Here is a 21,567-nt window from a genome sequence, read left to right on the forward strand (position 1 = left end):
CTTCCCGGTGGCGTACACCCGCTTTTCTATTCTGGAGTCATGCTTACCGTTTCGATCATCATCCCCGCGTGGAACGAAGCCGAACGTATCCGAGACTGTCTGCTGAACGCCACGCGGCAGACCGTCATGCCCTATGAAGTGCTGGTGGTGGACAATCGCTCGACCGACGACACCTGTGCGATCGTTGAGCAGTTCATCGCCGAGCATCCGGATGCTCCTGTCAAACTGCTGCATCAGAACGATGAGCAGGGACTGATTCCCACCCGCAATTACGGGTTCAACCATGCCACCGGCGATGTGTTGGGCCGTTTCGACGCCGACTGCATGATTCGTCCGGACTGGGTCGAGGTGGTCAGCGGTATTTTCACCGAAGACGCCGATGCAATGGGTGCCACTGGCCCTGTGATGTACTATGACATGCCTTCCCGTCACTTCGGGCTTCGCGGCGACAATTCCCTGCGCAAGCGCATCTACCGCGCCGACGGCGGCCAGCCGTTGCTGTTCGGCTCGAATATGGCGTTGCGCGCAACCGCCTGGCAGCAGATCGCAAACGAAGTCTGCCGGGATAAAGCCGATGTGATGCATGAGGATATCGACGTCTCCCTGCATCTGATGGGCAGGAATCTGAAAACCGTGTATTCGCCGCGCATGATTGCGGCCATGAGCGCGCGGCGCATGGACACTTCGCTGGGTTCGTTCCTGAATTACATGCGACGTTTCAAGAACACGTTCAACGCGCATCCCCAGCATTGGCGCAAGCATAAGCCGGAGGTGCTCTTCACCGCCATGTATCCGGTGATGCATCTGTTCTATCCGGTATGGCAGAAAGTGCTTGATTCCGCGGATATCAATCCCGCCGAAGCCGCATGGATCAATGAGCAGATGAAGCTGGCCGAGGCCGAGGGCAAGAAGCTCTACGACGAGACGCCCACCGACGAGGAATACGACGAGAAGCACGGCAAGTAGCCGAAAACAGCCGAAAAACAGATTGAGGGGAGCTGCGGAAATAGGTCCGCAGCTCCCCTCAATCGTATTACTATGCCTGTTGCCGTATATCGCAGACTATGGGGCCGACTATGGCAATCGACGGATCACATCAGGCTCTTGTAGATGGCGAGGATGTCTTCCTCGGTGGCCTTGCGCGGGTTGCCCGGGGTGCACACGTCGTTGAAGGCGTCGTGCGCCAGCGGGGCGAGGTCGGCTTCGGTGGCGCCAACTTCGGAGATCGTGGTCGGGTTCTTCAGGTCCACGGTCAGCTTGTGGACGGCCTGAACGGCCTCCTCGCGCACCTTTTCGAGGTCGCCGGTGTAGGCATCCTCCACACCGAAGGCGTCGGCGATGTCGCGGTACTTCTCACCGGTGAAGTCCTTGTTGTATTCCATGACCGGGGCCAGCAGGATGCCGTTGGCCACACCGTGGGCCACGCCGAGGCGGCCGCCCAGCGGATGGGCCATGCCGTGCACCAGGCCGAGGCCGACGTTGGAATAGGCCATACCGGTGATGTAGGAGGCGTAAGCCATCTGCTCGCCGGCAGGAATGTCACCGTCGGCGGACTTCGCGAGGTTCTTGGCGATCATGCGGATGGTCTGCATAGACAGGCAGTCGGACAGGCTCCAGGCACCCGGGGTGATGTACCCCTCGATGGCGTGGGTCAGTGCGTCGAGACCGGTGGCCACCTTGAGGCCGCGCGGCATGGAGTCGGTCAGGTCCGGGTCCACGAAGGCGACGATCGGGATGTCGTGCGGGTCGACCGCCACGAACTTGCGCTTGTTGGCGGTGTCGGTGATCACGTAGTTGATGGTGGTTTCGGAGGCGGTGCCAGCGGTGGTGGGCACACCGAAGATCGGCACGGACGGGTTCTTGGTGTCTGCCACACCCTCGAGGGAGAGCACGTCAGCGAACTCCGGGTTGGCGGTGATGATGCCGATGCCCTTGCAGGTGTCCTGCGGGGAGCCGCCGCCCAGACCGATCAGGAAGTCAGCGCCGGATGCGGCGAACTTCTCGACGCCGTCCTTGATGCATTCGACCGGCGGGTTCGGCTTCACGTTGGAGAAGACCTCATAGGGCAGACCAGCCTCGTCCAGCACCTTGGTGACCTTCTCGGCGGTGCCAGTCTCAAGCAGGACCGGGTCGGTCACGATGAACGCCTTGGTGAAGCCATGCTGCTTCGCCACAGTCGGAATTTCCTTGATGGCACCACGGCCGAAGTATGCGGTCTGGTTGAAAATCATCCTATATACCATCGTTGCTCTCCTTTTGAGCGGTGTGCATCTGCGTTCAGGCCTCTCCATCAGTGAGCGGCCCAACAATCCACTACTGTACTCTGCGCATATCGGTATTCCTGAAAACACGCTGGAAGCGACTAACACGACAAGCCATAGAACATGGAACGAAACACCGGGAAAACGCCTGTCGCGAAAACCGGTAGCCAATATATTGTGCGTTCCGGAAGAGGACTAGAATCAATGCCGAAGTTGGGGGTGTATCACCATAAGAGAATGAGGTAGGTATGGCAAATGGCAAAACGATGACCGTCGCCGAGATGGTCTCGCTGTTCGTGGATTCAGCTGCGCCGTTGCGTGTGGATGCATTCGACGGCTCGCACTTCGGCCCCGCGAATGCGGATCTCAAAGTCAGAATCACCAGTCCGAACTGCATGTATCAGCTGTTGACCCATCCCAATGAGATTGGCGTGGTGCGCGCCTACGTGCTCGGCGACTTCGACATCGACGGCATCGATTATGCGGATCCGTATCCGGCGATGCGTCAACTGATTTCACTGGCCAAATACGTCAAGCCCCTCACGCCCATGTCCGTAGCCCGCGTATCCGCCGGCATTCTCAGCCATGGTTTCAGGAAGCCTCCGGTCCCCTCCACCGAGGGCCCGAGCAAGTTCGACCGCATCAAGCATGGACTGCTCCCCCACACCGAAAAAGCCGATTCGGAGACCGTCAGCTTCCACTATGACATGTCCAACGAGTTCTACGCCGACTTCCTCGGCCCTTCGATGACCTACACCTGCGCGGTATTCGATGACGAGAATATGAGTCTCGAGGACGCTCAGGCCAACAAATTGCGACTGATTCTCGACAAGCTCGGCTTGCAGCCGGGAGAGCGTTTGCTGGACATCGGCTGCGGCTGGGGCTCGATGGTCATCACCGCCGCGCGCCGAGGCATCAAGGCGCTCGGCGTCACACTGTCCAAGGAACAGGCCGCCTATGCCAACGAATGGATTCGCCGCGAAGGTCTGGAGCATCTCGCCGAAGTCCGCGTGCAGGATTACCGCGAAGTGCCCGAACGCGATTTCGACGGCATCTGCTCCATCGGCATGATGGAGCACGTCGGCACCAAGAACTACCAGAGCTACTTCGAGGACATGTACCGACTGCTCAAGCCGATGGGCCGGCTGCTCAACCATCAGATCACCATCAGTCACGACAAGCCGGACGGCAAGCCCGGCACCGACGAATTCCTCGACCGCTACATCTTCCCGGACGGCGACCTCGGCGCGCCAGGATTCATTGAATCCTGCATCCATGACGCCGGCTTCAATGTAGTGCATCAGGAGAACCTGCGCCAGCATTACGCGCTGACCCTGCACCACTGGAACAAGAACCTCTCCGAACACTGGGATGACGCGGTCAAGCATGTCGGCTTCGAGCGCGCCAAGGTCTGGGGCCTGTACATGGCCGCCTGTGCCTTGAACTTCGAACTCGACGGCATCCAGATTCATCAGTTCCTCGCCGTCAAGCCGGATCGCGTTGGTCACCCGGACGGCAAGTGGTATCCGCTGCGCCCCTGGTGGAGGGCGTGATACTGCCAGTAAGATGCGCCACGCCAACGCAACACCTACCAGTTTGCGTTGGCGTGGCATTTTTTATGCACCGTCTTGCCACCACCCCATCACTTCAAATCCGCGGAATAACGCCATTCCTTTCCCTCATGCGACAGAAGCGCTTTTCTCCGGGAAAGAGAGGAAACGGGGACTCCAGAACCCGCCTCCTCCCGGGTCCCTGGAAGAAAAGCACGCCCGCAAGCCCGACGGCAAACCGCCGGACCACGAACGCACCATCAGCATCACCCCGCGCCAGGTGGCCCTGCGGCGGACAGATGTTGCCTCGATTGAACCACCTCATCGCGGATCGGGACTGTTGTATCGCTCTGGTTATGATCTGATTGCGAAACGCTGCGGTATGCATACAAGTCACATCGTATAATAGTCATGTATTTCAATTAAAAATTGATTATTATGAGTTTTAGAGAATGGCAATGCGATGATTCGTTTGAAAAGACTTGTTCTGGACGACATGAGGAACATATCGCATGGAGTCCTGGATTTCGATGATCTGCCCGCCGGTGGCAGCGTCACGGGCATTTACGGGCAAAACGGGTCGGGCAAGACCACAGTCATCGACGCGATCGGGATACTGCGCGCACTGCTGTCCGGGAATATACTGCCGGACACCGCCGGTGATGTCGTCAGCGCCAGCGCCGGTACGGCGGCCGTGACGGCGACGTTCCTCATTGGGGACAAGCAGAAGCCCAGCTATCTTGAGTACAGGGTGTCCATGCGCAAGGCGAACAAGGATTCGACGCGGGCGCGAGTCGTCGCCGAGTCGGTGCGCATCGGCGACGACCTCTCGCGCCTGGGCCGCGAGGTGCTGGGACATCGCATGGAGGATTCCAAGGCGGACGGGTTCGTGTCGACCCCGGTCTACGTGTGGCGTTCCATCGAAGCGATCGCTTCGGTGAAGACCGTGGTCTCGCGGACCGCAGATCGCGCGTACATGGAGGGGCGCTCGTTCCTGTTCTCCCGGTGCGCCACGCTCGACGATCGGCCGGACGCCGAGTTTCTGATCGACTGGGCGGTGGCCCGCGCGCGGGAGGCGAACGGCGTGTCCTCCAGGTCGTTGACGTATATCAACGAGCGTTTCGGTGAGTTCGTTCGTCTGCGCGAGGCCCTGTGCGGCTATGCGACCAACGACATCTTCGTATCCACCACCCGTCGTGGCTCCTTTGCCGCGTTTGCGATCATCCCGATCATGGAGGAGAACCAGGCTGGCCGTAACACGGAGTTCGCGTTCGACCTGCTGCAGCCCAATCCGCTGACCCCCGGCCAGGCGAAACGGCTCGGACAGACCGTGGAGTCCTTCGACCGCATCCTGCCCACCATCGTGCCCGGCCTGCACGTCCTGCTGAAGACCGGCACCGCGCCTTCCGGCAAGGACGGCGAGGATCGAGTCACCGCGGAGCTGTTCTCCCGCCGTGGCGACGTCACGGTGCCCTTCCGCTGCGAGAGCGAGGGCATCATACGCATCACCGCTCTGCTCGGCTACCTCAAACATGCGTACAACGACGAGAACGCGCTGGTCGCCGTGGACGAGTTCGACTCCGGCGTATTCGAACTGCTGCTCGGCGACATGCTGTATCAGCTGGCGGACGGGTGCGCGGGGCAATTGGTGTTCACCGCCCATAACCTGCGGGCGTTGGAGGTGCTGCCGAACAGCTGCATCCGCACGACGGTGACCGATCCCGACAACCGGTTCGCGACCATCCCTCGCAAGTCCTCCACGAACAACCAGCGCCGACGGTACCTGACGGCCAGCGAGCTCGGATGGAGCGGACCGGACATCTATGATCCGCCCATACCGCGCATGTTCGGCAACAGCCTCTACGCCGCCGGCCACCCCGACGAGGACGATGACATCGACGACGATCTGGCCGCACTCAATGCCGCCGGAACGGAGGCGGAGCGTGGCTAAACGCAAGATCGTCCTGCTGGTCGTGGAGGGCTCGAGCGACGCCAGCCTGCTCGTTCCGGCGTTCTCGGCGTTGATCGAGAACCGCCTGTTCCAAGGTCAGGAATTTCATTGCGACGTGCTGACCGCGCCGAATCACCGCGAGGAGTTCTACCGGCGCAACGGGTTCTACCCTGCGAACAAACCCTCGCAAACCGTGCGCGAACTCGTCGAGAATTATCTCAAGGACCATGATCGCACATGGGGTCAGCTCGGCCATGTCATCCAGATCTGCGACCTCGACGGGGCATTCGCGCCCGACGACCGAGTGCGGGAGGACCCGTCAGTGGATGGAACCCACTATTCGATGACGGACATCATCACCACGAACCGCGACGCCCTGATAGCGGATCGAAAGACAAAGAGAAACGGCGTGGACGCCCTGCTCAAACTCGACGGATTCAGGAAGAAGCAGGGCGGTCGCACCGCTGTGATTCCATACCGTCTGTTCTATGTCAGCCGCAACCTTGAACACGCGTTCCGAGGCAGGACTGACAACCTGGACGCACAACACAAACAAAGCGGTGCCATCAAACTGGCCGATCGCTTCACGCAGGACCCAAACCTGTTCTCGACGACTCTCCAATCCCTGCGACGCATACACGGCAACCCGGTCACTTGGGAGGAACCTGGCAATACGCTATGCAGGACTGCCACTCACTCGAACGCGGCAGCAACCTCGCATTCGTAGAACCATACCTGGCAAGCGAACTGTAATCAGAGTGGTTATCAGGTGCGCTGAATGTGCCAATAGCGGAATTCCGCCAGTTTTGGTGTTTTGAATGCGTTCCGAATGGACAAACGGCGGGATACGCCAACCGATTGCCTGTATCAGACCTGTATCAAACGGAAAAAGAAAACCCTTGAAAACCTAATGTTTTCAAGGGTTTTGTTGAAGTACCCCCAGAGAGGGGGATACGGCCCAGCGTCGTACAGGTCCATCTCCACCACTCCGGGGGCAAATAAATTTACCTTCATTACTTACAAAATCAATCATAGCAACGGTTCCCGCTTTCTTCCAATAGACACGCAAGCAGTGTTGCTCCTTATCGTCATCTTCATGCGGCTGATGGTCGAAACGACCTGTGACGAGTGATCGAATCAGCCTAAACCTCAATGATTGCAAGGCCTAAGGCACTAGAGGTGCATTTTTAGGTGCAATGGCTCACTGAGAGCGTATTCGGCCACTTGGTGGCATTTTTGGTGGCATTTTTCCGAGGCCGTTATGCCATGCCATCGATCTTGGATTCAGCACAAGGAGCATCATCATGTCCGCAAGGACGAAGAAGGACAGTATGGGGCCGTCGCCGGGACGGCGGAGCAGGTTCGGCACCGTGACGCCGCGCTACGATACCGCAGGCAATCTCGTCGCCTGGCAGGTGCGGTACCCGGACCCGAAACGACCGGGCAAGAAGGTCCAGCGTCAGTTCAAGCCGGACATGGAGCACGAGGCGCACCAGTGGCTCGAAGAGGAACGGCATCTGGTGGAACTGGATCGCAAGAACATCCAGGAATGGGTCCATCCGTCAGAACGCCGCCGCAGGAAGCGCGCGAACCTGATCTCGTTCGAGGATTACGTGACCCGGTGGGCGGAAGGATACCGGCTGCCGAACGGCGAGAGGATAGCCGGCGGCACGCGCCGGAACCTGTATCTCGACATCGCGCACTTCATGCCGGGCTTCAAGGGCAAGCTCCTGACCGAGATCACGCCGAAGGACATCAAACGCTGGTACGACGCGCCGCACCCTGAGGGGCAATGGGCGTTCCGCCGCTCATGCATGCGCCTGAAGGCGGCGTTCGCCAGCGCCACGAAGATGAGTATGGGCGGCTCCCCGCCGCTGATCCGCGACAACCCGTTCATCCTGCCCATACCACCCGCGCCACGATCCGCCAGGGAGGACGTTCCACCGGTCACGCCGCTGGAACTCAAGCTGATCGCGGAGAACATGCCCGACTACACGAGACTGGCGGTGATACTCGCCACGCTCGTCGGAGGCCTCCGTTGCGGCGAGCTGTGCGGCCTGCAGATCAAGGACATCGACCTGAAGGCCAAACGCCTGACCGTGCGACATTCCGTCAACAGGGGCTATGCGGATCGCGGTTCGACACGCATCGCCAGGACCAAGACCGACTCCAGCCGGCGCACCGTGCCCATCCCCGACGGGCTCGTGCCCCTGATTCACGACCACCTGCTCAGGCACTGCGAATGGACGGACCCGGAAGCCATGGTCTTCCGCCCCAGACGAGCCTCGGTGATGAGCCAGACCACTTTGGAGGCCCAGTTCCGCAAAGCCAGGGAGAAAGCCGGCCGCCCCGACCTGACCTTCCAATCCCTGAGGGCGAGTCACGCGACACTGCTCATGCTCAAGGGCGGCACCCTGCGGGAAGTCATGGACGAACTCGGTCACGTCAGCGAGAAGGTCGCCATCAAGCACTACCAGCGCATCGTCGCCCGACACCGCAACCAGATCGTCAACCAACTCGCCGAAGACTTCATCAAAGCAGCGCAATGACCACATGCAGACGAATACGGATTGAGACGCCCTGTTGCCCTGTGTATACAGAACTATTCCCAATCTGGAATAGTTCTGTATACAATAGGAATATGGCTATCAGAACGAATCGGACGCTGCTCACACGGCGGGAAGCCGCCCGTAGACTCGGAGTGAGCGAGCGACGGGTCAGCGCGCTTCGCGCTGCTGGCCGGCTTGAATCTCTTTCCGTGGGAGGCGGCTCGCTGATTACGGAGGATTCCGTACGTCGCCAAGCACAGTGGCAGGGTGCGGATGGGCGTCCTTATTCACCAGACATGGCGTTCGGGGCGCTATACATGCTCAGCGGGCTCGACGCGCCATGGCTGGGCCGACAGCAGCGATACCGGCTCAGGGGATACCTGAGGCAGATGGATGCGGAGAATCTGACCCGTCTCGCGCGCAGGCGTGCGACGACGGTCGAATACTGGTGCAGGGGCTCCAACCTCGACAAGGTCGAAACCCTCATCCGTCCCTCCGCCGCCACCGGAGCATTGGCCGCCTCGTTCCAATTGACCGCCACAGACGTGGTGGAAGGCTACGTCACCGCCGATGCTCTGAACGACGCCATTCGGCAATGCCGGTTGAAGCAAGGCGCGACTCCGGTCCGGGTACGGCTCCACGTCGCCGACGATCTTCCCGCCGGCGAGGGGCCGATGCCTCTCGGCGTATGCGCGGCCGACCTGGCTGAATCCAACGACCCGAGAGAACGCCGCGCCGGCATGGAAACCCTTCAACAGCTGATCGACGAATATCATCGCAAGGAGCACCAGGCATGATTCCGACAATCCGCATCCCCAACACGGGCCATCCGTGGAATACCGTGTACGCGGTAGCCGCGGCGAACATCCCGGAATCATGGCTGCTTACGGGCGGGCTCATGGTCCAGCTGCACGCCATCATGGGCGGATTGACAGCACGACCCACCACCGACGCCGACCTGCTCGCCGACCTCATGGCGGATCGACGCGGCATCGCCAGACTGCGCGGCATTCTCACCTCTCGCGGGTTCGAGACGCAGCCGGGCACGCTGACCGGATACACGACCCGCATGATCGCGCCGAACGGCGACGTCGTGGACCTGCTGGTCGCCGATCACCTTCCCAAGTTCCTTGGGGCTGACGCGACCATCGCCGGCACACCGGTGCTATCCATGCCGGGCGGCGCGCAGGCAGTGGAACGCAGCATGCAGGTCCAACTCATCGATGACAAGGACGGCGCCGAAGTCGTGGTTCGCATCCCGGACCTGCTCGGCGCGCTGATACTCAAGAGCGCGGCCTACAGCGCCGACCACGCCGGCTACGGTGACCGTCACCTCTATGATGCAGCCATGCTCGCATCCCTCATCCCGGATCCCGATGCGGAGCTCGCACGCTTGCACAGCGGCACCGACCGCAAACGCATCAGACTCCTGCACGACAAGCTCATCGAGGATTCCCCGTACTGGGACAACCTCGATGAATCACACCGTCAAGACGGGCTCGACACTATTGAAACGCTCTCCACATGGTAATTGTCGGCAATTCCTTTTCTTGCAGATCCAGTTGTACCTTGCGAAAACCTTCAGATGAATGCGCCGTCTCGCATGGTGAGGGTGGTGTCGCATTGGGCTGCGACGCGTGGGTCGTGGGTGGCGAGGATGAGCGTGGCGCCTTGCCTGCATTGCGCGAGGAGCATGGTCATGATGGTGTCGGCGGTGTGCGTGTCGAGTGCCGCGGTGGGTTCGTCGGCGATGATGATGGCGGGGTGCATCACGGTCGCCCTGGCGATGGCGATGCGTTGCCTTTCGCCGCCGGACAGTTGCCCGGGCATGCGTCGCGCCTTGCCGGCGAGCCCGACTTGTTCCAAAGCGGCTGTGGCGCGTTGCCGGCGTTCGGCGCGCTTGATCTTGGGTTTCGCGTATTCCATGGGGATGGCGACATTGGCCCATGCGGGCTCGTCTTCGAGGATCGCGTAGTCCTGCGGGATGAAGCCGAACATGCGGTTGCGCCATGCGGACCGGTCCTTGTCGTTTTCCGGCGTCGGGCGTCCTTGCAGGAGCAGGGAGCCGGAGGTGGGTTGCATGGACAGTCCGATCATGCGCAGCAGGGTGGATTTGCCGCATCCGGACGGTCCCATGATGGCGATCGACTCCCCGGCCGAGGCGTGCAGGGATACGTCGCGCACGGCGAGGAGCTGCGCCTGCCCGTCCGTGTATCGTTTGGTCAGGTTTCGGGCGTCTATGGTCGTCTGTGGCATGGTCGGTGCTTCTTTCATTGAATGTGTGTGGTTGCGCGTCGTACGGCGATCGTCCAGACCAGGGCCGCCATGGCGAGGATGACGGCGATCATCGTCCGGGATGCGGTGGCCACCGGTTCCCCTATCAGCTGGAAGCATGCCAGCACCACGGCGGCGGGCAGCAGCATGATGAGGATGAGTCCGGCGACGCGGATCGCCTCGTCCGCGGCGGTGGCGCCGTAGAGCCGGCGGACGAGCATCGCCGGCCGCTCCCGTGCGAGGGTCACGGACAATGATTGGATGATCACGATGACGGTGAGCGCGAGGAAGGCGGACAGTCCGAGCAGGTACATCAGCGCGCGCACGATGAGATCCCTGTCGCGTTGGGGCTGCTCCGTGTTCAGCCGGTGCGGCACGAGTATCAGGCCGGCGTCGCGGCTTCCCGTGATGAAACCGTCGAGCCGGGTCCGGGACGGGTTGAACATGACCGTTTTGGTCACCGCCTCTTCGAGTTCGATGTCGTTGAGCCGGTTCAACGAACTCGGGTCGAGCCGGATGACGAGATACCGGTCCAGGTTGATGCCGGCGGTGTTCGGGTCGAATATGGCCGCCGAGGCCGGCAGCGTGCCGGTTACCCTGACGTCGGTGCCGGCGATATGCACACTGTCGGGCGCCTGCGCCCGGTCCACCCGGTAGCCGATGGACGCGCAGGGCGCGTGGGAGCACAAGCCCAATCGGGGGAACACGTCATCGACGTTGCCCATCAGGACGATGGCCGGTATGCCGTTGGCGAACCCGGGATCGTCGATCTCGACGTTGTTGACGATCGCGGAGTACGCCCTGCCCTGCTCCAGCATGTCCCGCAGGCCATCCGCCACCTTGGGGTCCGTCTTGCTCGGGGACTGCAGGAGGTATTGCGGGGAGAACGTGACCGCGTCGACGGCCCGCAGACGAGCCTCGCCGCCGATCACGCTGGACTCGGTCAGCACATCGCTGAGCGTCATCGTGAACACGCTTCCCGCGAAGACGACGAGCAGCGTGATGCCGAGAATCGATCCCCATCGCCTCAATCCCATACGGACGCCGGTCATCAGTTCATGGATCATCGTTCCACCTCGTCATTCGATCGTATGCCGAACCATTCGGCCAGACCCGTCACCAGCACCGTCAGGGCCGTCCCGCCGATGAAGGCCGCGGCGAACGCGACAGCCGGGCCGATGCCGGTCCTGCCCGACACCACGGTGATGAGCACGGCACTCAACATGGTTCCCGCCAGCACGCCCGTCACAATCGAGGCAACGGCCCCGCGCACCCGGCCCGCCCACACCTGCCTGCCAGTGGCACCGAACAATCGCCTGACATGCAGGTCGGCCTTCCTCGCCGTCTCCATCGTCGTCACGCACACGCAGGCGCAGACCAACGCCAGTACGAGGAACAACAAGGTGACGCCCACGAAGGAATCACCGGCAAGGGACGACCACAACGACTGCGCCTGCGGTTGGGTCACGTCCATGCCACAGCGCGCGAACAGATCCGAAATCTCCCGGAGCCGCTGCGGGTCGCTCGTGTTCACATACACGCTGCCGGGAAACAAGGGAACCGCCCCCAACGGGAGCACATACTGCAGATTGCCGCCCACGTTCACCCCCGGAACCCTGACGACACCGCCGACGGAAAACCCGGCGGGCAATAGCGGTGCATCCCCATGCTCACGCCATTGCCCGGCCGAGAACGACGACTCGATCACACAAGCCACGCGACTGTCCATGTCCCGGCATCCGCGCGGAAGCGCATCGGCCCATCCGATGGAGGCCCCCGACGACTGGAACACGATCGCCGGCCAACCGTCCCCCACGGAACCCTCCAACAGGGAAATACCGTGACCGGAAAGATACTCGGCCAGATCACGCGTCGCCTCAAGATTCTTCCCGTCGTCGTGCCCGGCATCCGCCGACGCGGTCAGCACCAGTTGCGTCCGCGCATCGGACATGCCCCATTGCGATCCACGCCAATCAAGAACGCTCCAGTACACCGCCCAGGCAAGAAACGAAGACAACACACCCAACAGCAACGATATTGCGCAAATGGATGTAGAAAAAAACTTTAGATGACGGGTAATTTTTAGCATTCCGTATCTTTCCAATCACGGTATTTCTAGATGGGTGCAATAAGAAATGCGTCAGAAGTATTCAACACCCCAGTAATAGTGCGTGACGTACTTATCGCCCCACAATACGGAATCCCAGACGGAGTCCGTCCTGCTTCGAACCTGAGTGTCTCCTGAATAGGAAGCGGCTGATGTATACAGTCGTCCGGTATCCAGACTGGGGCCGGCCTGTCGGGTGAAGCGCTGATATCCGCGACGCGCGTGACGCCCGCCATCATTATAGGAGGCCTGAATCTGTACATAGCCATTCACCTTGATGCCGCCAATGCTGCTTTCCCATGTGCGACCATAATTCGGACCGCCGGCAAAAGCGGTAGAGGGCAATGCGATGCCAGTTATACCCAGAATTGTCGCAAGGACAATTGCCGTAAATTTCTTTCGCACAATCATGATTACTCCTTTGTTTTTGTTGGGAAATTTGGAATGTGTAAAGGCATACGTAAAAACTAGATGGTAATTACTTTCCTTTCTGCTAGGTGTCGAAGCACTATGACTTCATCTTGCAAGATTCAGTCTTCTGCCCAAGCGAGAGAGAAGCAATCAGAAAAGGAGTTATTGACATCTAGAGATGACTTGCAATACGTCAATCGCGGGAAGGGAGAGATACAACTAGCTGCTTCTATAACCCGCTTAAGGCCGATTATGTTTGTTTTTGTCATCTCTGGATGACAAAAACAAACAACGGTTCTTTCAGCATATCTGCCTACACTGGTTTTTGGTTTCAATCTCCCCACAAGGCGCACGCAGGGTGCGCCTTTTCGCGATCGAGGGAGATCAATATGCCGAAAATCAGGCATTCCCATGGAAACCATCCGCAGAAGCCTCCGCGAAGCAAGTGGGGAACCGTGCTGGCCCGTTATGACGGAACCGGCATGCTAATCGCATGGCAGGTTCGATATCCGAATCCATTAGAACCTGGCAAACGCGTCCAACGCCAGTTCAAGCCGGATCAGGAGCTCGAAGCCCGTAGGTGGTTGGAAGCCGAAAAGTATCTTGTCAGTCTCCATCGTAACGGCATCGCCGAATGGGTTCATCCAACGGAACGAAGCCGACGAAAAGCCGTCGCGGAAAAGAGCCGGACACAACGCAATATGCTGTTCCGCGACTATGTGATGCGATGGGCCGAGGAATACCGGCTGCCCGACGGCAATGGTATCGCCGGTGGCACGCGTCGCAATCTTTATCTGGACATTGGCCATTTTTTGCCAAGTCTTGGGGACCTGCCGCTTAACGAGATCACTCCGTCCATTATCAAGGCTTGGTATGATGCGCCTCACCCGGAAGGACGGTGGGCGTTCCGACGCTCATGCATGCGACTGAAGGCGGTACTGGAGTCAGCCACCCGTGGCGGATTGGACGGTTCGGAGCCATTGCTGTCCTTCAATCCCTTCATATTCCATATTCCGCCAGCGCCACAGCCCGCCCGCATCAATGTACCGCCGGTGACTCCTTCCGAACTGATCCTGCTGGCTGACGCCATGCCCGATTACACCAGACTGTCCGTATTCCTCTCGACTTTAGTGGGTGGTCTGCGATGTGGTGAACTATGTGGGCTTCAGGTGCAAGACATCGATCTGAACAGGCAGATACTTCATGTCCGGCACTCCGTGAATCGCGGTGACGCTGACAGAGGGGATCTCCAATTCGGTAAGACGAAAACGGAATCCAGCATCAGGAACGTACACATCCCGGATACCCTGATTCCTCTTATTCGACAGCACCTTTCTGATTACTGCGATCTGACACGACCGGATTCGCCGGTGTTCGTGCCCAAACGTGCAAGAATCATGTCCCAGACAACGCTGGACGGCCAGTTCGCCAAGGCCCGGCTGAAAGCAGGACGCCCTGATCTGACATTCCAGGCATTACGAGCCAGCCATGCAACATTACTCATGATTCAGGGTGGAACGTTGCGGGAAGTCATGAATCAATTGGGACACGTCAGTGAGAAGGTGGCTATCCGGTACTACCAGCTCACCGTCGCCTCACATCAGAGTCAAGTGGTTGACGAGCTTGCCGAATCATTTATGAGCGACATTCAGCGGCGTGAGTCCTAGACCAAAGTGATGCACCATCGCGATACGTGACTCACCTTCATATAGGAAATGCCGTGAGGGATCTGAATCTGGTCCCTCACGGCATTTCGGTCTCTGACTGGTCGAAGTCTCACAATCGCAGCATCAGACGGATTGGAAGCGCAGATAGTCCGTTAACTCCCACACCGTATCTTGCAGCCGACGAAGTTCGGAGTCTCGGCTGAGAGTACTCCATTGCGCCGCATACGCCTCCATCCAGATTTCCAGCGCTTCGGCAAGACGCGCCGTATCATCATGCTGAGATGCGGCACTTGACTGCAAAGAGTCGATGACCCCGACATCGGACGCAAGCTGGAGACCAACTCGGTTCAACAGTCGTTGCCCCTCGATGGCTACGCGGAATGCAGCGGCGTTTCCTGCGATTCGCGGTCCTGCGGTCGCGGTGATCGCGGAGATTCGACGGGCGCTGGTCTGCAGAAGGTGATCTGCGGTTTCACCGAGCGAGATGTGGTGCTTCAGATAGCGGAGCAGCATCCGTCGGGATTCCACAAGTGACGGTGCCCGGCTTCCGTCCTGAAGGGCGCGGATCACATCGTCTGGTCGTTCGTTTTCCGGCAGCAGTCCTGGGATGGTTTGCAGGACACCGGTGTTGACGCCGCCCCGTCCGTCATCAAGTTCCAGCCAAGTGATCAGGTGGTTCCATTGGAAGCAGGCCGCATGGCTTGCGCGAGCAAGGATATCAAGCAGTTCTCCGCTGGCGTCGTGGTATTCGAGTCGGGAGATGCGTCGGAGCATGTCGGTCTCGTCGGGGATGCGCCCGGGGTTCCAGGATTCCTGTGCGCCGATGATCATGCCGGGGATGGCCATGCGCGGGTCGTTGACGTGGCCGAGGTCGCCCCAGTCGGTGACGAGCATGCCTGCCGCTTGGTATTGCGTGCCGTAGCGGGCCATGCGGGTGATGTTGTTCCAGGCGTCGTCGATGCGCGGCAGGAGCGCGTTCCAGCACCATACGGCCGGGCACACGATCTGTGTGGCGCCGGATTGGGCGACGGTGCGGACCTTCTCGTCGGTGACCTGCGGGTCGTACTGCCAGTTGAGCAGGGTGACGGCTTCGGGGAGGCGCTCCAGGATCTCGGGGTGTTCGAGGGCGATGTCGCCCCACATCATCGGCTGTTTGCCTTGGGCTTCGAGGTGGCGGCACAGGCGGGTGACGTAGTCGACGTACATGGCGGCGACGCCGATCTCCTCGGCGAAGGTCTTGGAACGACCCCTGCCGAGGTCGAAGGTCTCGTCGGCGCAGATGTTGAACTTGTCGGAGCGGAACAATTGCAGGTAGTCGTCGATGAGCCGGCATGACAGAGTGAAGGCGCGTTCGTCGCTGATGTTCAATGTGTGGTGGCGCATGCGGTCGATGAATCCGAACGGTTCGTCGGCGGTCTCGGGGAACTCGCCGAGATCGCGCAGGCTCCGGGTGCGCAGGGCCATGTAGAGGTGACCGAACGTGGAGACCGACGGCACCAGCTCGATGCCCCGTTCGGCGCAGTAGTCGTCGAGGTCGAGGATGTCGCGCGGGGCGAGCGGGCTGGAGCCGCGCCATGTCTCGCTCATGCCGTCGAAGCGGAAGGTGTGTTCGACGTAGAGCTGGAGCTGGTTGTACTTGTAGAGGCAGAGTTTGTCGGCCCAGTGTTTGAGCCAGTCGAGGGTGGGGACGCGCCCGCGGGTGACGTCGAGGTAGTAGCCGCGCGTTTCGAAGGCGGGCCGGTCCTCGATGTGCAGGAGGGGCAGGGCGGCGCCGCATTGGCGGATGAGCTGGCGCAGGGTCTGCACGCCGTTGCGCACGCCCTCGAAGTCCACGCCCGCGACGGTCACGCCATCCGGGGTGACATCGAGCGTATACGAGCCGGACGGGTGTGCATGGGGATTGTCAAGTATGGTCAGGGTGATGAATCCCGGCCAGCGGTCGCCCGTCGCGATGTCCCATTCCAATCCGGTGGCTGCGCGGATGTCGTCGATGAGTTGTGCGGCGAGTATATGCCGATCGTCACCGACCGTGCGCGCTTCGTTGATTCGTCCGCACATTGGCAGCAATGCGATGCCTGCTTTATGCTGCATGGTTTGCGGCGTGGGGATGATGGTCCATCCTTGCAGGAGTATTTGGCCGTTCATGGGAAGTTCCTTTCTTGGCATATCGCTAAGGATTGTTGTGAGGTTCGTTTGGCCCTGAGATGGCAGTGCGGTGTCGAGGCCATTTCGCGGATATGGTCCCGACACCGCACATGCTGCCGATCGATTCGGTTGGGTTATTTGACGGCTCCCGTGGTGACGCCCTTCATGATGTTCCTTTGAATGATCATGAAGAAGATCACGACGGGCAGGGAGAAGATAACGGATGCGGCCATCTGCCCGCCGAAGTCGGTGCCCATGGTGGGCGTGGAGAACGAGGAGAGCCACACGGGCAACGTATACTTCGCCTGATCCTTCATAAACGTGTAAGCGGTCATATAGTCGTTCCACGCGTTGATGAACGCGAACACGGACGTGGACACGATGCCGGGCGCGGCCAGCGGGAAGGTGATCTTCCACAGGATCTGCCAGTCGTTGGCCCCCTCAACGGCCGCGGACTCGAAGATGTCCTTCGGGATGTTGAGGAAGAAGCCGCGCATGTTCCAGATCGCAAACGGCAGGACCATGGCGATGTACGCGAGGATCAGGCCGCTGTACTTGTTCAGCAGGCCGAACTGGTTGAAGATGATGAACTGCGGGATGATGCCGCCCGAGGTCATCTGGATGGCCAGCACGAACACCATGATCGCCTTGCGGCCGCGGAACCGGTAGAGGGTCAGGGCCGCGCACGCGAAGAACGCGAGGACGATCGACAGGACGATCGACACGGCGGTCACGATCACGCTGTTCTTCAGGTTCGTCAGGAAAGACGTCTGGGTGACGGCCACCATGAAGTTGTCGATCGACAGCTTCGCGGGCCAGAACACGGGCGTGGCGGTCATGATCTGGTTGCGCGGCTTGATCGACGTGACGAACATCCAGTAGACCGGGAAGATCCACACGATGCAGAACGCGACGGCCAACACGATCGTGCCGATGCGGCGCAGCCGTGAGGAAAGGCTGCGCTTGGCTCGCGGCGCGGCAGAGGTTATGGTTGCGGTGGTCATCACAGGTCCTCCCCGGATTTGAGCAGGTATCGGATGTACACGCTCGTCAGGGCGAGCAGGATGAGCGTGACCAGCACGCTCGCGGCGGCGCCGGTGCCGATGTCGAACGACACGAACGCCTTCTTGTAGGTGAAGATGCCGATCGTCGCGGTCGTCTCGCGGGGGCCTCCCTGGGAGACGAGCCAGATCTGGTTGAACACGTTGAAGTCCCAGATCACCGACAGCATCGTGATGACCATCAGGCTCGGCTTGATCAGCGGCACGGTGATCTGCCAGTAGCAGCGCAGCTTCGAGCAGCCGTCCAGCTGGGCCGCCTCAAGGCAGGACTTGTCCACCTGCGTGGTCGCCGCGTACAGGTTGATCGCGATGTACGGGACGGCCTGCCAGACGACCAGCAGCCAGATCTCCAGGAACGCGAGCCACGTGTTGTCGGTCCACGACAGGTTCGTCACGTCCCCGAACAAATGGGTCTGGGTCAGTAGCCAGTTGACCACGCCGTACCCCGGCTGGAACAGCCACTTCCATACCACCGACGAGGCGACGTTCGGCATGGCCCACGCGAAGATCAGCACGAACGTGACCAGCCAGCGCATCACCGGCCCCAGCTTGGTCATCAGCTGGGCCACGCCCATGCCGATCAGCACGCTGCCGGCCACGAGGGCGGCAGCGAACCCGAACGTGCGGGCCAGCGACTTGTAGAACTCCGGGTCGGTCAGCACGTTCTCGTACTGGTCGAACCCGACGATGTTGAACGAGCCCGTGAACAGGGTCTTCTGGTTGAAGTCCGTGAACGACGTGAAGACCAGGAAGATCAACGGCACCACGACCAGCGCGATGATGATCACGCCGGCGGGTGTCAGGAGCCACAGGGGCGTCAGATTGCGACGCCGCTTCACCACGGGGACGGCGGCAGCCGTCGATTGCGCATTGCTCATCACGCTTCCCCTACTTCTTCGCGTACAGGGAGTCCGCATGCTCGTCGAACGACTTGGCCGCGGCCTTGGCCGTGGTGGCGCCGGTGGCGATGTCGCCGAAGCAGTTCAGGGAGCTGTCGTTCTCGATGGTCAGCCATTGCGGTGACGCCGGCGTGGCCTTGGTGTTCTTCGCCGACTCGAAGAAGCCGGTCAGGTAGGACGGGAAGTCCGCGGACTTCATGACCTCGTCGAGGCCTTCGACGTAGTTGGGCATCCACCCGTCCTTGGCGAACACGTAGTCCTTCTGGATCTCGGGGCTCGCGGCGATCTTGATCCACTTGAGCGCCAGCTCCTGACGCTTGCTCTTCTGGGCGACGCCCCATACCGAGCCGGCCATCATCGCCGGCTGGAGCTTGCCGCTGGCGCCGGGCATGGGGAACGATCCCAGATCGTCGGTCGTGAGGTCGGGGTTGTACTGCTGGATGGTGCGGATGCCGGCGCTGTTGTTCAGGATCGCGCCGGTCTTGCCTTCGGCCAGCAGCTGGCTGAAGTCGGGGTTGCCGGTATCCAGCGAACGGGACGCCTCGGAGGACCACTTGTGCTGGAATTCCAGCCATTGGTCGATGCCCTTGAGCGAATTGTCGCTCGACAGGGTGCTCTTCCAGGTTCCGTCCGACTGCTGCTCGGCGAAGTCGCCGCCGGCATCCCAGATCCACCGTGCCGCCGACTTCCAATCGCGGCCGGGCATGTAGAACGGGGAGAAGTCCTTGTCGGTGTTCGCGTCCCGGAGCTTCTGCAGGTCGGCTTCAAGCTCCTCGTACGTGCTCGGCGGATTGTCGATTCCGGCCGCGGACCACATCTTCTTGTTGTAGATCACGGCGCCGGCGGCCCCCAGCGCGGGGATGCCGTACAGTCTGCCGTCGATGGTGGCGGGCTCCTCAAGACCGGACAGCCAGGTGTGCCCCTGCCTCATATCGTCGGCCTTGTCCGTCAGATCCAGCAGGCCGCCGCTCACGGCGAACCCGGCGACCTGCGTGTTGCCCAGATCGATAACGTCCGGCGGCGTGTCCGTGGACAGCGCGGTCGTCACCTTCGTGTTGATGTCGGCCCACACCTGGGTCTGCACATCGACCTTGACGCCCGTCTCCTTGGTGAACCGCTCGTTGATCGCCTTGATGGTGTCCTCGCTCTGGTCGCCCTGCATGATCCACACCGTCAGCTTGCCGCCCGCGGACGCATCCTGCTGCGATCCGCCGGACGGGGCTCCCATCGAGCATCCCGACAGGGTGAGCGCTGACGCGGCCGCCAAGGCGATGGCCGCGGAAATCCTCTTCGTTCTCATGGTGGTTTCCTTTTCCTGGAATGCCTGCCCGACGCCGCCGTTCGGAGGAATGGCGCGACGTGCCGCTGCGCACGACGGTCCCGGGTCCGTATCCGCCCGCGCTGCCATGCGTGGACGATGCTGTTTCGGACGCCGTCGCCGGCGCCCGAAACAGCGCCTGGGAACGTGATGTCACATCGTTCCTCGACATGACATCACGGCATGAATGACCAGAATTTTGTTAGTCATCCTTGCTTAATTCCCTTAGTTGGTTTCAACCTCCTTGATAGCCAAGGATATGACGCCTTTATCTTTTTTGCAAGTCAGTCGAACAAAATAAGGGGCATGCTACGGCCTTGCTTGGCGAAACCTGACGGAACGCGCGGCATTCGGCCCGACGCGCCGAAGGGGGGCGTTGCATCGGGAAGTGCGGTCAGCAGGCGATGAGGGATGCACCGAGCGCGCCGATCGGAATCGACGGGTCGGCGAGCCGCAGACGTTCCGTCAGGCGCAGACCCGCGATGAAACCGCTGGAGGATTCCCGCCTGCGCAGTTCCCCGCGCAATGCGTCAAGCAACGGGGAGCCGACGCGCGAGACGCCGCCCCCGATGACGATGACCGAAGGGTCCTCGCCCTGGGCGACGATCTGCACGACGTCGGCGAGGGCATGCAGCAGGATGCCGAGAACCCGCCCGGCTTCGGCATCGCCTCCTGCGGCCTTCGCGAGGATGTCGGGCAGCGGAGGATCCGCCATGGGCCACATGCGTCGCAGAGCCCCTCCCGAGCATGCGGTCTCCAGACATCCGCGTTGGCCGCATTTGCATGCCACGCGGTTGGAATCCACCGGAAGGTGGCCGATCTCCCCGAGGGCGCCCGTGTCGCCGCGTTCGACGAGACCGGCGCGGACGAATCCGGCCGCCAGCCCCGTCCCCAGGTTGACGAACGCCATCCTTCCCTGACGGAGCCGTTCGGGAAGCGTCCCATAGGCTCCCAGCGCGGCGGCGTTCACGTCGTTGTCCACCCACACGGGCAGACCGAGCACGCCGGACGCGCGGCCCCCGAGCTCCAGTTTCTCGATTCCGAGATTGACCACGTTCTCCACCTGCCCGGTGTCTCGGTGGACCAACCCCGGGATGCCGATGCCCACCGATCTCACATCACCGAACCTCATGCCGGCCACCTGCCGCACGATGGCGGCCACGTCCTCCACGACCTCATTGCCGCCCTTTCGGGCCGTCCTGCGTCCGGACGCGAGGATGGCGCCGGCCGCGTCGGTCAGCACCGCCTCGATCTTCGTTCCCCCGACATCCACTCCGACGCGCAGGTTCTCTATTTCCGTCGCGCCGCCGCCGTTCATCATCATGGCAATCTCCGTTCCCGTTGGACGGACTTCTCTTTCGTCCGCCGATCATT

At 61.0% G+C, this 21,567-nt stretch carries 18 protein-coding genes; 8 read left to right on the top strand and 10 right to left on the bottom strand.

What is annotated here, in order from left to right; genetic code table 11:
* Window positions 1-39 precede the first annotated feature (39 nt).
* Window positions 40-966, top strand: coding sequence for a glycosyltransferase family 2 protein (locus tag BREU_RS04530; protein WP_044089011.1), 927 nt, complete (start codon window positions 40-42; stop codon window positions 964-966).
* 125 nt (window positions 967-1,091) lie between these two features.
* On the opposite strand, the gene fucO is transcribed toward BREU_RS04530, so the two are convergent.
* Window positions 1,092-2,243, bottom strand: a complete 1,152-nt coding sequence (gene fucO / locus BREU_RS04535; protein WP_044089010.1) for a lactaldehyde reductase — start codon at window positions 2,241-2,243, stop codon at window positions 1,092-1,094.
* 266 nt (window positions 2,244-2,509) lie between these two features.
* On the opposite strand from fucO, the gene BREU_RS04540 reads away from it, so the two are divergent.
* From BREU_RS04540 to BREU_RS12325, 6 genes are all read left to right on the top strand, one after another.
* Complete coding sequence (locus tag BREU_RS04540) at window positions 2,510-3,814, top strand: class I SAM-dependent methyltransferase (protein WP_044089009.1); 1,305 nt, start codon at window positions 2,510-2,512, stop codon at window positions 3,812-3,814.
* A 460-nt stretch (window positions 3,815-4,274) separates the two neighbouring features.
* Window positions 4,275-5,762: an AAA family ATPase gene (locus BREU_RS04550; protein WP_044089006.1), complete on the top strand. Its 1,488-nt coding sequence runs from the start codon at window positions 4,275-4,277 to the stop codon at window positions 5,760-5,762.
* Window positions 5,755-6,489 (top strand): hypothetical protein, encoded by a 735-nt coding sequence (locus BREU_RS04555; protein WP_223847941.1) that lies wholly within the window; start codon window positions 5,755-5,757, stop codon window positions 6,487-6,489. Before BREU_RS04550 ends, BREU_RS04555 begins: the two co-directional genes overlap by 8 nt.
* 577 nt (window positions 6,490-7,066) lie before the next feature.
* Window positions 7,067-8,311, top strand: coding sequence for a tyrosine-type recombinase/integrase (locus tag BREU_RS04565; protein WP_052382032.1), 1,245 nt, complete (start codon window positions 7,067-7,069; stop codon window positions 8,309-8,311).
* Window positions 8,312-8,403: 92 nt separating this feature from the next.
* Window positions 8,404-9,108: a helix-turn-helix domain-containing protein gene (locus tag BREU_RS12320; protein ID WP_223847942.1), complete on the top strand. Its 705-nt coding sequence runs from the start codon at window positions 8,404-8,406 to the stop codon at window positions 9,106-9,108.
* The gene (locus tag BREU_RS12325) at window positions 9,105-9,842 is read left to right on the top strand and encodes a hypothetical protein (protein WP_223847562.1); all 738 of its coding nucleotides are present in this window, start codon (window positions 9,105-9,107) and stop codon (window positions 9,840-9,842) included. The genes BREU_RS12320 and BREU_RS12325 overlap by 4 nt, the downstream gene beginning before the upstream one ends.
* Before the next feature lie 50 nt (window positions 9,843-9,892).
* On the opposite strand, the gene BREU_RS04580 is transcribed toward BREU_RS12325, so the two are convergent.
* The 4 genes from BREU_RS04580 to BREU_RS04595 form a co-directional block, all read right to left on the bottom strand.
* Window positions 9,893-10,567: an ABC transporter ATP-binding protein gene (locus tag BREU_RS04580; protein WP_052382033.1), complete on the bottom strand. Its 675-nt coding sequence runs from the start codon at window positions 10,565-10,567 to the stop codon at window positions 9,893-9,895.
* A 14-nt stretch (window positions 10,568-10,581) separates the two neighbouring features.
* Window positions 10,582-11,652: a hypothetical protein gene (locus tag BREU_RS04585; protein ID WP_044089003.1), complete on the bottom strand. Its 1,071-nt coding sequence runs from the start codon at window positions 11,650-11,652 to the stop codon at window positions 10,582-10,584.
* Complete coding sequence (locus tag BREU_RS04590) at window positions 11,649-12,536, bottom strand: ABC transporter permease (RefSeq protein WP_044089002.1); 888 nt, start codon at window positions 12,534-12,536, stop codon at window positions 11,649-11,651. Before BREU_RS04590 ends, BREU_RS04585 begins: the two co-directional genes overlap by 4 nt.
* A 189-nt stretch (window positions 12,537-12,725) precedes the next feature.
* Window positions 12,726-13,103, bottom strand: coding sequence for a hypothetical protein (locus BREU_RS04595; protein ID WP_044089000.1), 378 nt, complete (start codon window positions 13,101-13,103; stop codon window positions 12,726-12,728).
* Between the two features lie 389 nt (window positions 13,104-13,492).
* Between BREU_RS04595 and BREU_RS04600 the strand changes: the two genes are divergently transcribed.
* Window positions 13,493-14,770: a tyrosine-type recombinase/integrase gene (locus BREU_RS04600; protein WP_043164767.1), complete on the top strand. Its 1,278-nt coding sequence runs from the start codon at window positions 13,493-13,495 to the stop codon at window positions 14,768-14,770.
* A 123-nt stretch (window positions 14,771-14,893) separates the two neighbouring features.
* Here BREU_RS04600 and BREU_RS04605 read toward each other — a convergent pair whose 3' ends face one another.
* The 5 genes from BREU_RS04605 to BREU_RS04630 all read right to left on the bottom strand — a co-directional run bounded on the left by BREU_RS04605 (window position 14,894) and on the right by BREU_RS04630 (window position 21,466).
* Window positions 14,894-16,915 carry a beta-N-acetylhexosaminidase gene (locus BREU_RS04605; protein WP_043164768.1) on the bottom strand — a complete coding sequence of 674 codons (2,022 nt, stop codon included), beginning with the start codon at window positions 16,913-16,915 and terminating at the stop codon, window positions 14,894-14,896.
* Window positions 16,916-17,049: 134 nt separating this feature from the next.
* A complete protein-coding gene (locus tag BREU_RS04610; protein ID WP_043164770.1) occupies window positions 17,050-17,919 on the bottom strand; it encodes a carbohydrate ABC transporter permease in 870 nt (289 codons plus the stop codon).
* Window positions 17,919-18,854: a carbohydrate ABC transporter permease gene (locus BREU_RS04615; RefSeq protein WP_044088999.1), complete on the bottom strand. Its 936-nt coding sequence runs from the start codon at window positions 18,852-18,854 to the stop codon at window positions 17,919-17,921. Before BREU_RS04615 ends, BREU_RS04610 begins: the two co-directional genes overlap by 1 nt.
* Before the next feature lie 10 nt (window positions 18,855-18,864).
* On the bottom strand, window positions 18,865-20,175 hold the full coding sequence (locus BREU_RS04620) for a sugar ABC transporter substrate-binding protein (protein ID WP_043164773.1): 1,311 nt from the start codon (window positions 20,173-20,175) through the stop codon (window positions 18,865-18,867).
* Window positions 20,176-20,587: 412 nt separating this feature from the next.
* Complete coding sequence (locus BREU_RS04630; RefSeq protein ID WP_238567002.1) at window positions 20,588-21,466, bottom strand: ROK family protein; 879 nt, start codon at window positions 21,464-21,466, stop codon at window positions 20,588-20,590.
* Window positions 21,467-21,567 lie beyond the last annotated feature (101 nt).

The sequence above is a fragment of the Bifidobacterium reuteri DSM 23975 genome, from assembly GCF_000741695.1.
Classification (GTDB): Bacteria; Actinomycetota; Actinomycetes; order Actinomycetales; family Bifidobacteriaceae; genus Bifidobacterium; species Bifidobacterium reuteri.

Excerpts from the sequence above, each read along its gene's own strand:
- fucO (WP_044089010.1), bottom strand. The coding sequence starts at position 2,243 with ATGGTATATAGGATGATTTTCAACCAGACCGCATACTTCGGCCGTGGT.
- BREU_RS04615 (WP_044088999.1), bottom strand. The coding sequence starts at position 18,854 with ATGAGCAATGCGCAATCGACGGCTGCCGCCGTCCCCGTGGTGAAGCGG.
- BREU_RS04620 (WP_043164773.1), bottom strand. The coding sequence starts at position 20,175 with ATGAGAACGAAGAGGATTTCCGCGGCCATCGCCTTGGCGGCCGCGTCA.
- BREU_RS04540 (WP_044089009.1), top strand. The coding sequence starts at position 2,510 with ATGGCAAATGGCAAAACGATGACCGTCGCCGAGATGGTCTCGCTGTTC.
- BREU_RS04565 (WP_052382032.1), top strand. The coding sequence starts at position 7,067 with ATGTCCGCAAGGACGAAGAAGGACAGTATGGGGCCGTCGCCGGGACGG.
- BREU_RS04600 (WP_043164767.1), top strand. The coding sequence starts at position 13,493 with ATGCCGAAAATCAGGCATTCCCATGGAAACCATCCGCAGAAGCCTCCG.
- BREU_RS04595 (WP_044089000.1), bottom strand. The coding sequence starts at position 13,103 with ATGATTGTGCGAAAGAAATTTACGGCAATTGTCCTTGCGACAATTCTG.
- BREU_RS04530 (WP_044089011.1), top strand. The coding sequence starts at position 40 with ATGCTTACCGTTTCGATCATCATCCCCGCGTGGAACGAAGCCGAACGT.
- BREU_RS04605 (WP_043164768.1), bottom strand. The coding sequence starts at position 16,915 with ATGAACGGCCAAATACTCCTGCAAGGATGGACCATCATCCCCACGCCG.
- BREU_RS04585 (WP_044089003.1), bottom strand. The coding sequence starts at position 11,652 with ATGATCCATGAACTGATGACCGGCGTCCGTATGGGATTGAGGCGATGG.
- BREU_RS04590 (WP_044089002.1), bottom strand. The coding sequence starts at position 12,536 with ATGTCCGATGCGCGGACGCAACTGGTGCTGACCGCGTCGGCGGATGCC.
- BREU_RS04580 (WP_052382033.1), bottom strand. The coding sequence starts at position 10,567 with ATGCCACAGACGACCATAGACGCCCGAAACCTGACCAAACGATACACG.
- BREU_RS04610 (WP_043164770.1), bottom strand. The coding sequence starts at position 17,919 with ATGACCACCGCAACCATAACCTCTGCCGCGCCGCGAGCCAAGCGCAGC.
- BREU_RS12320 (WP_223847942.1), top strand. The coding sequence starts at position 8,404 with ATGGCTATCAGAACGAATCGGACGCTGCTCACACGGCGGGAAGCCGCC.
- BREU_RS12325 (WP_223847562.1), top strand. The coding sequence starts at position 9,105 with ATGATTCCGACAATCCGCATCCCCAACACGGGCCATCCGTGGAATACC.
- BREU_RS04550 (WP_044089006.1), top strand. The coding sequence starts at position 4,275 with ATGATTCGTTTGAAAAGACTTGTTCTGGACGACATGAGGAACATATCG.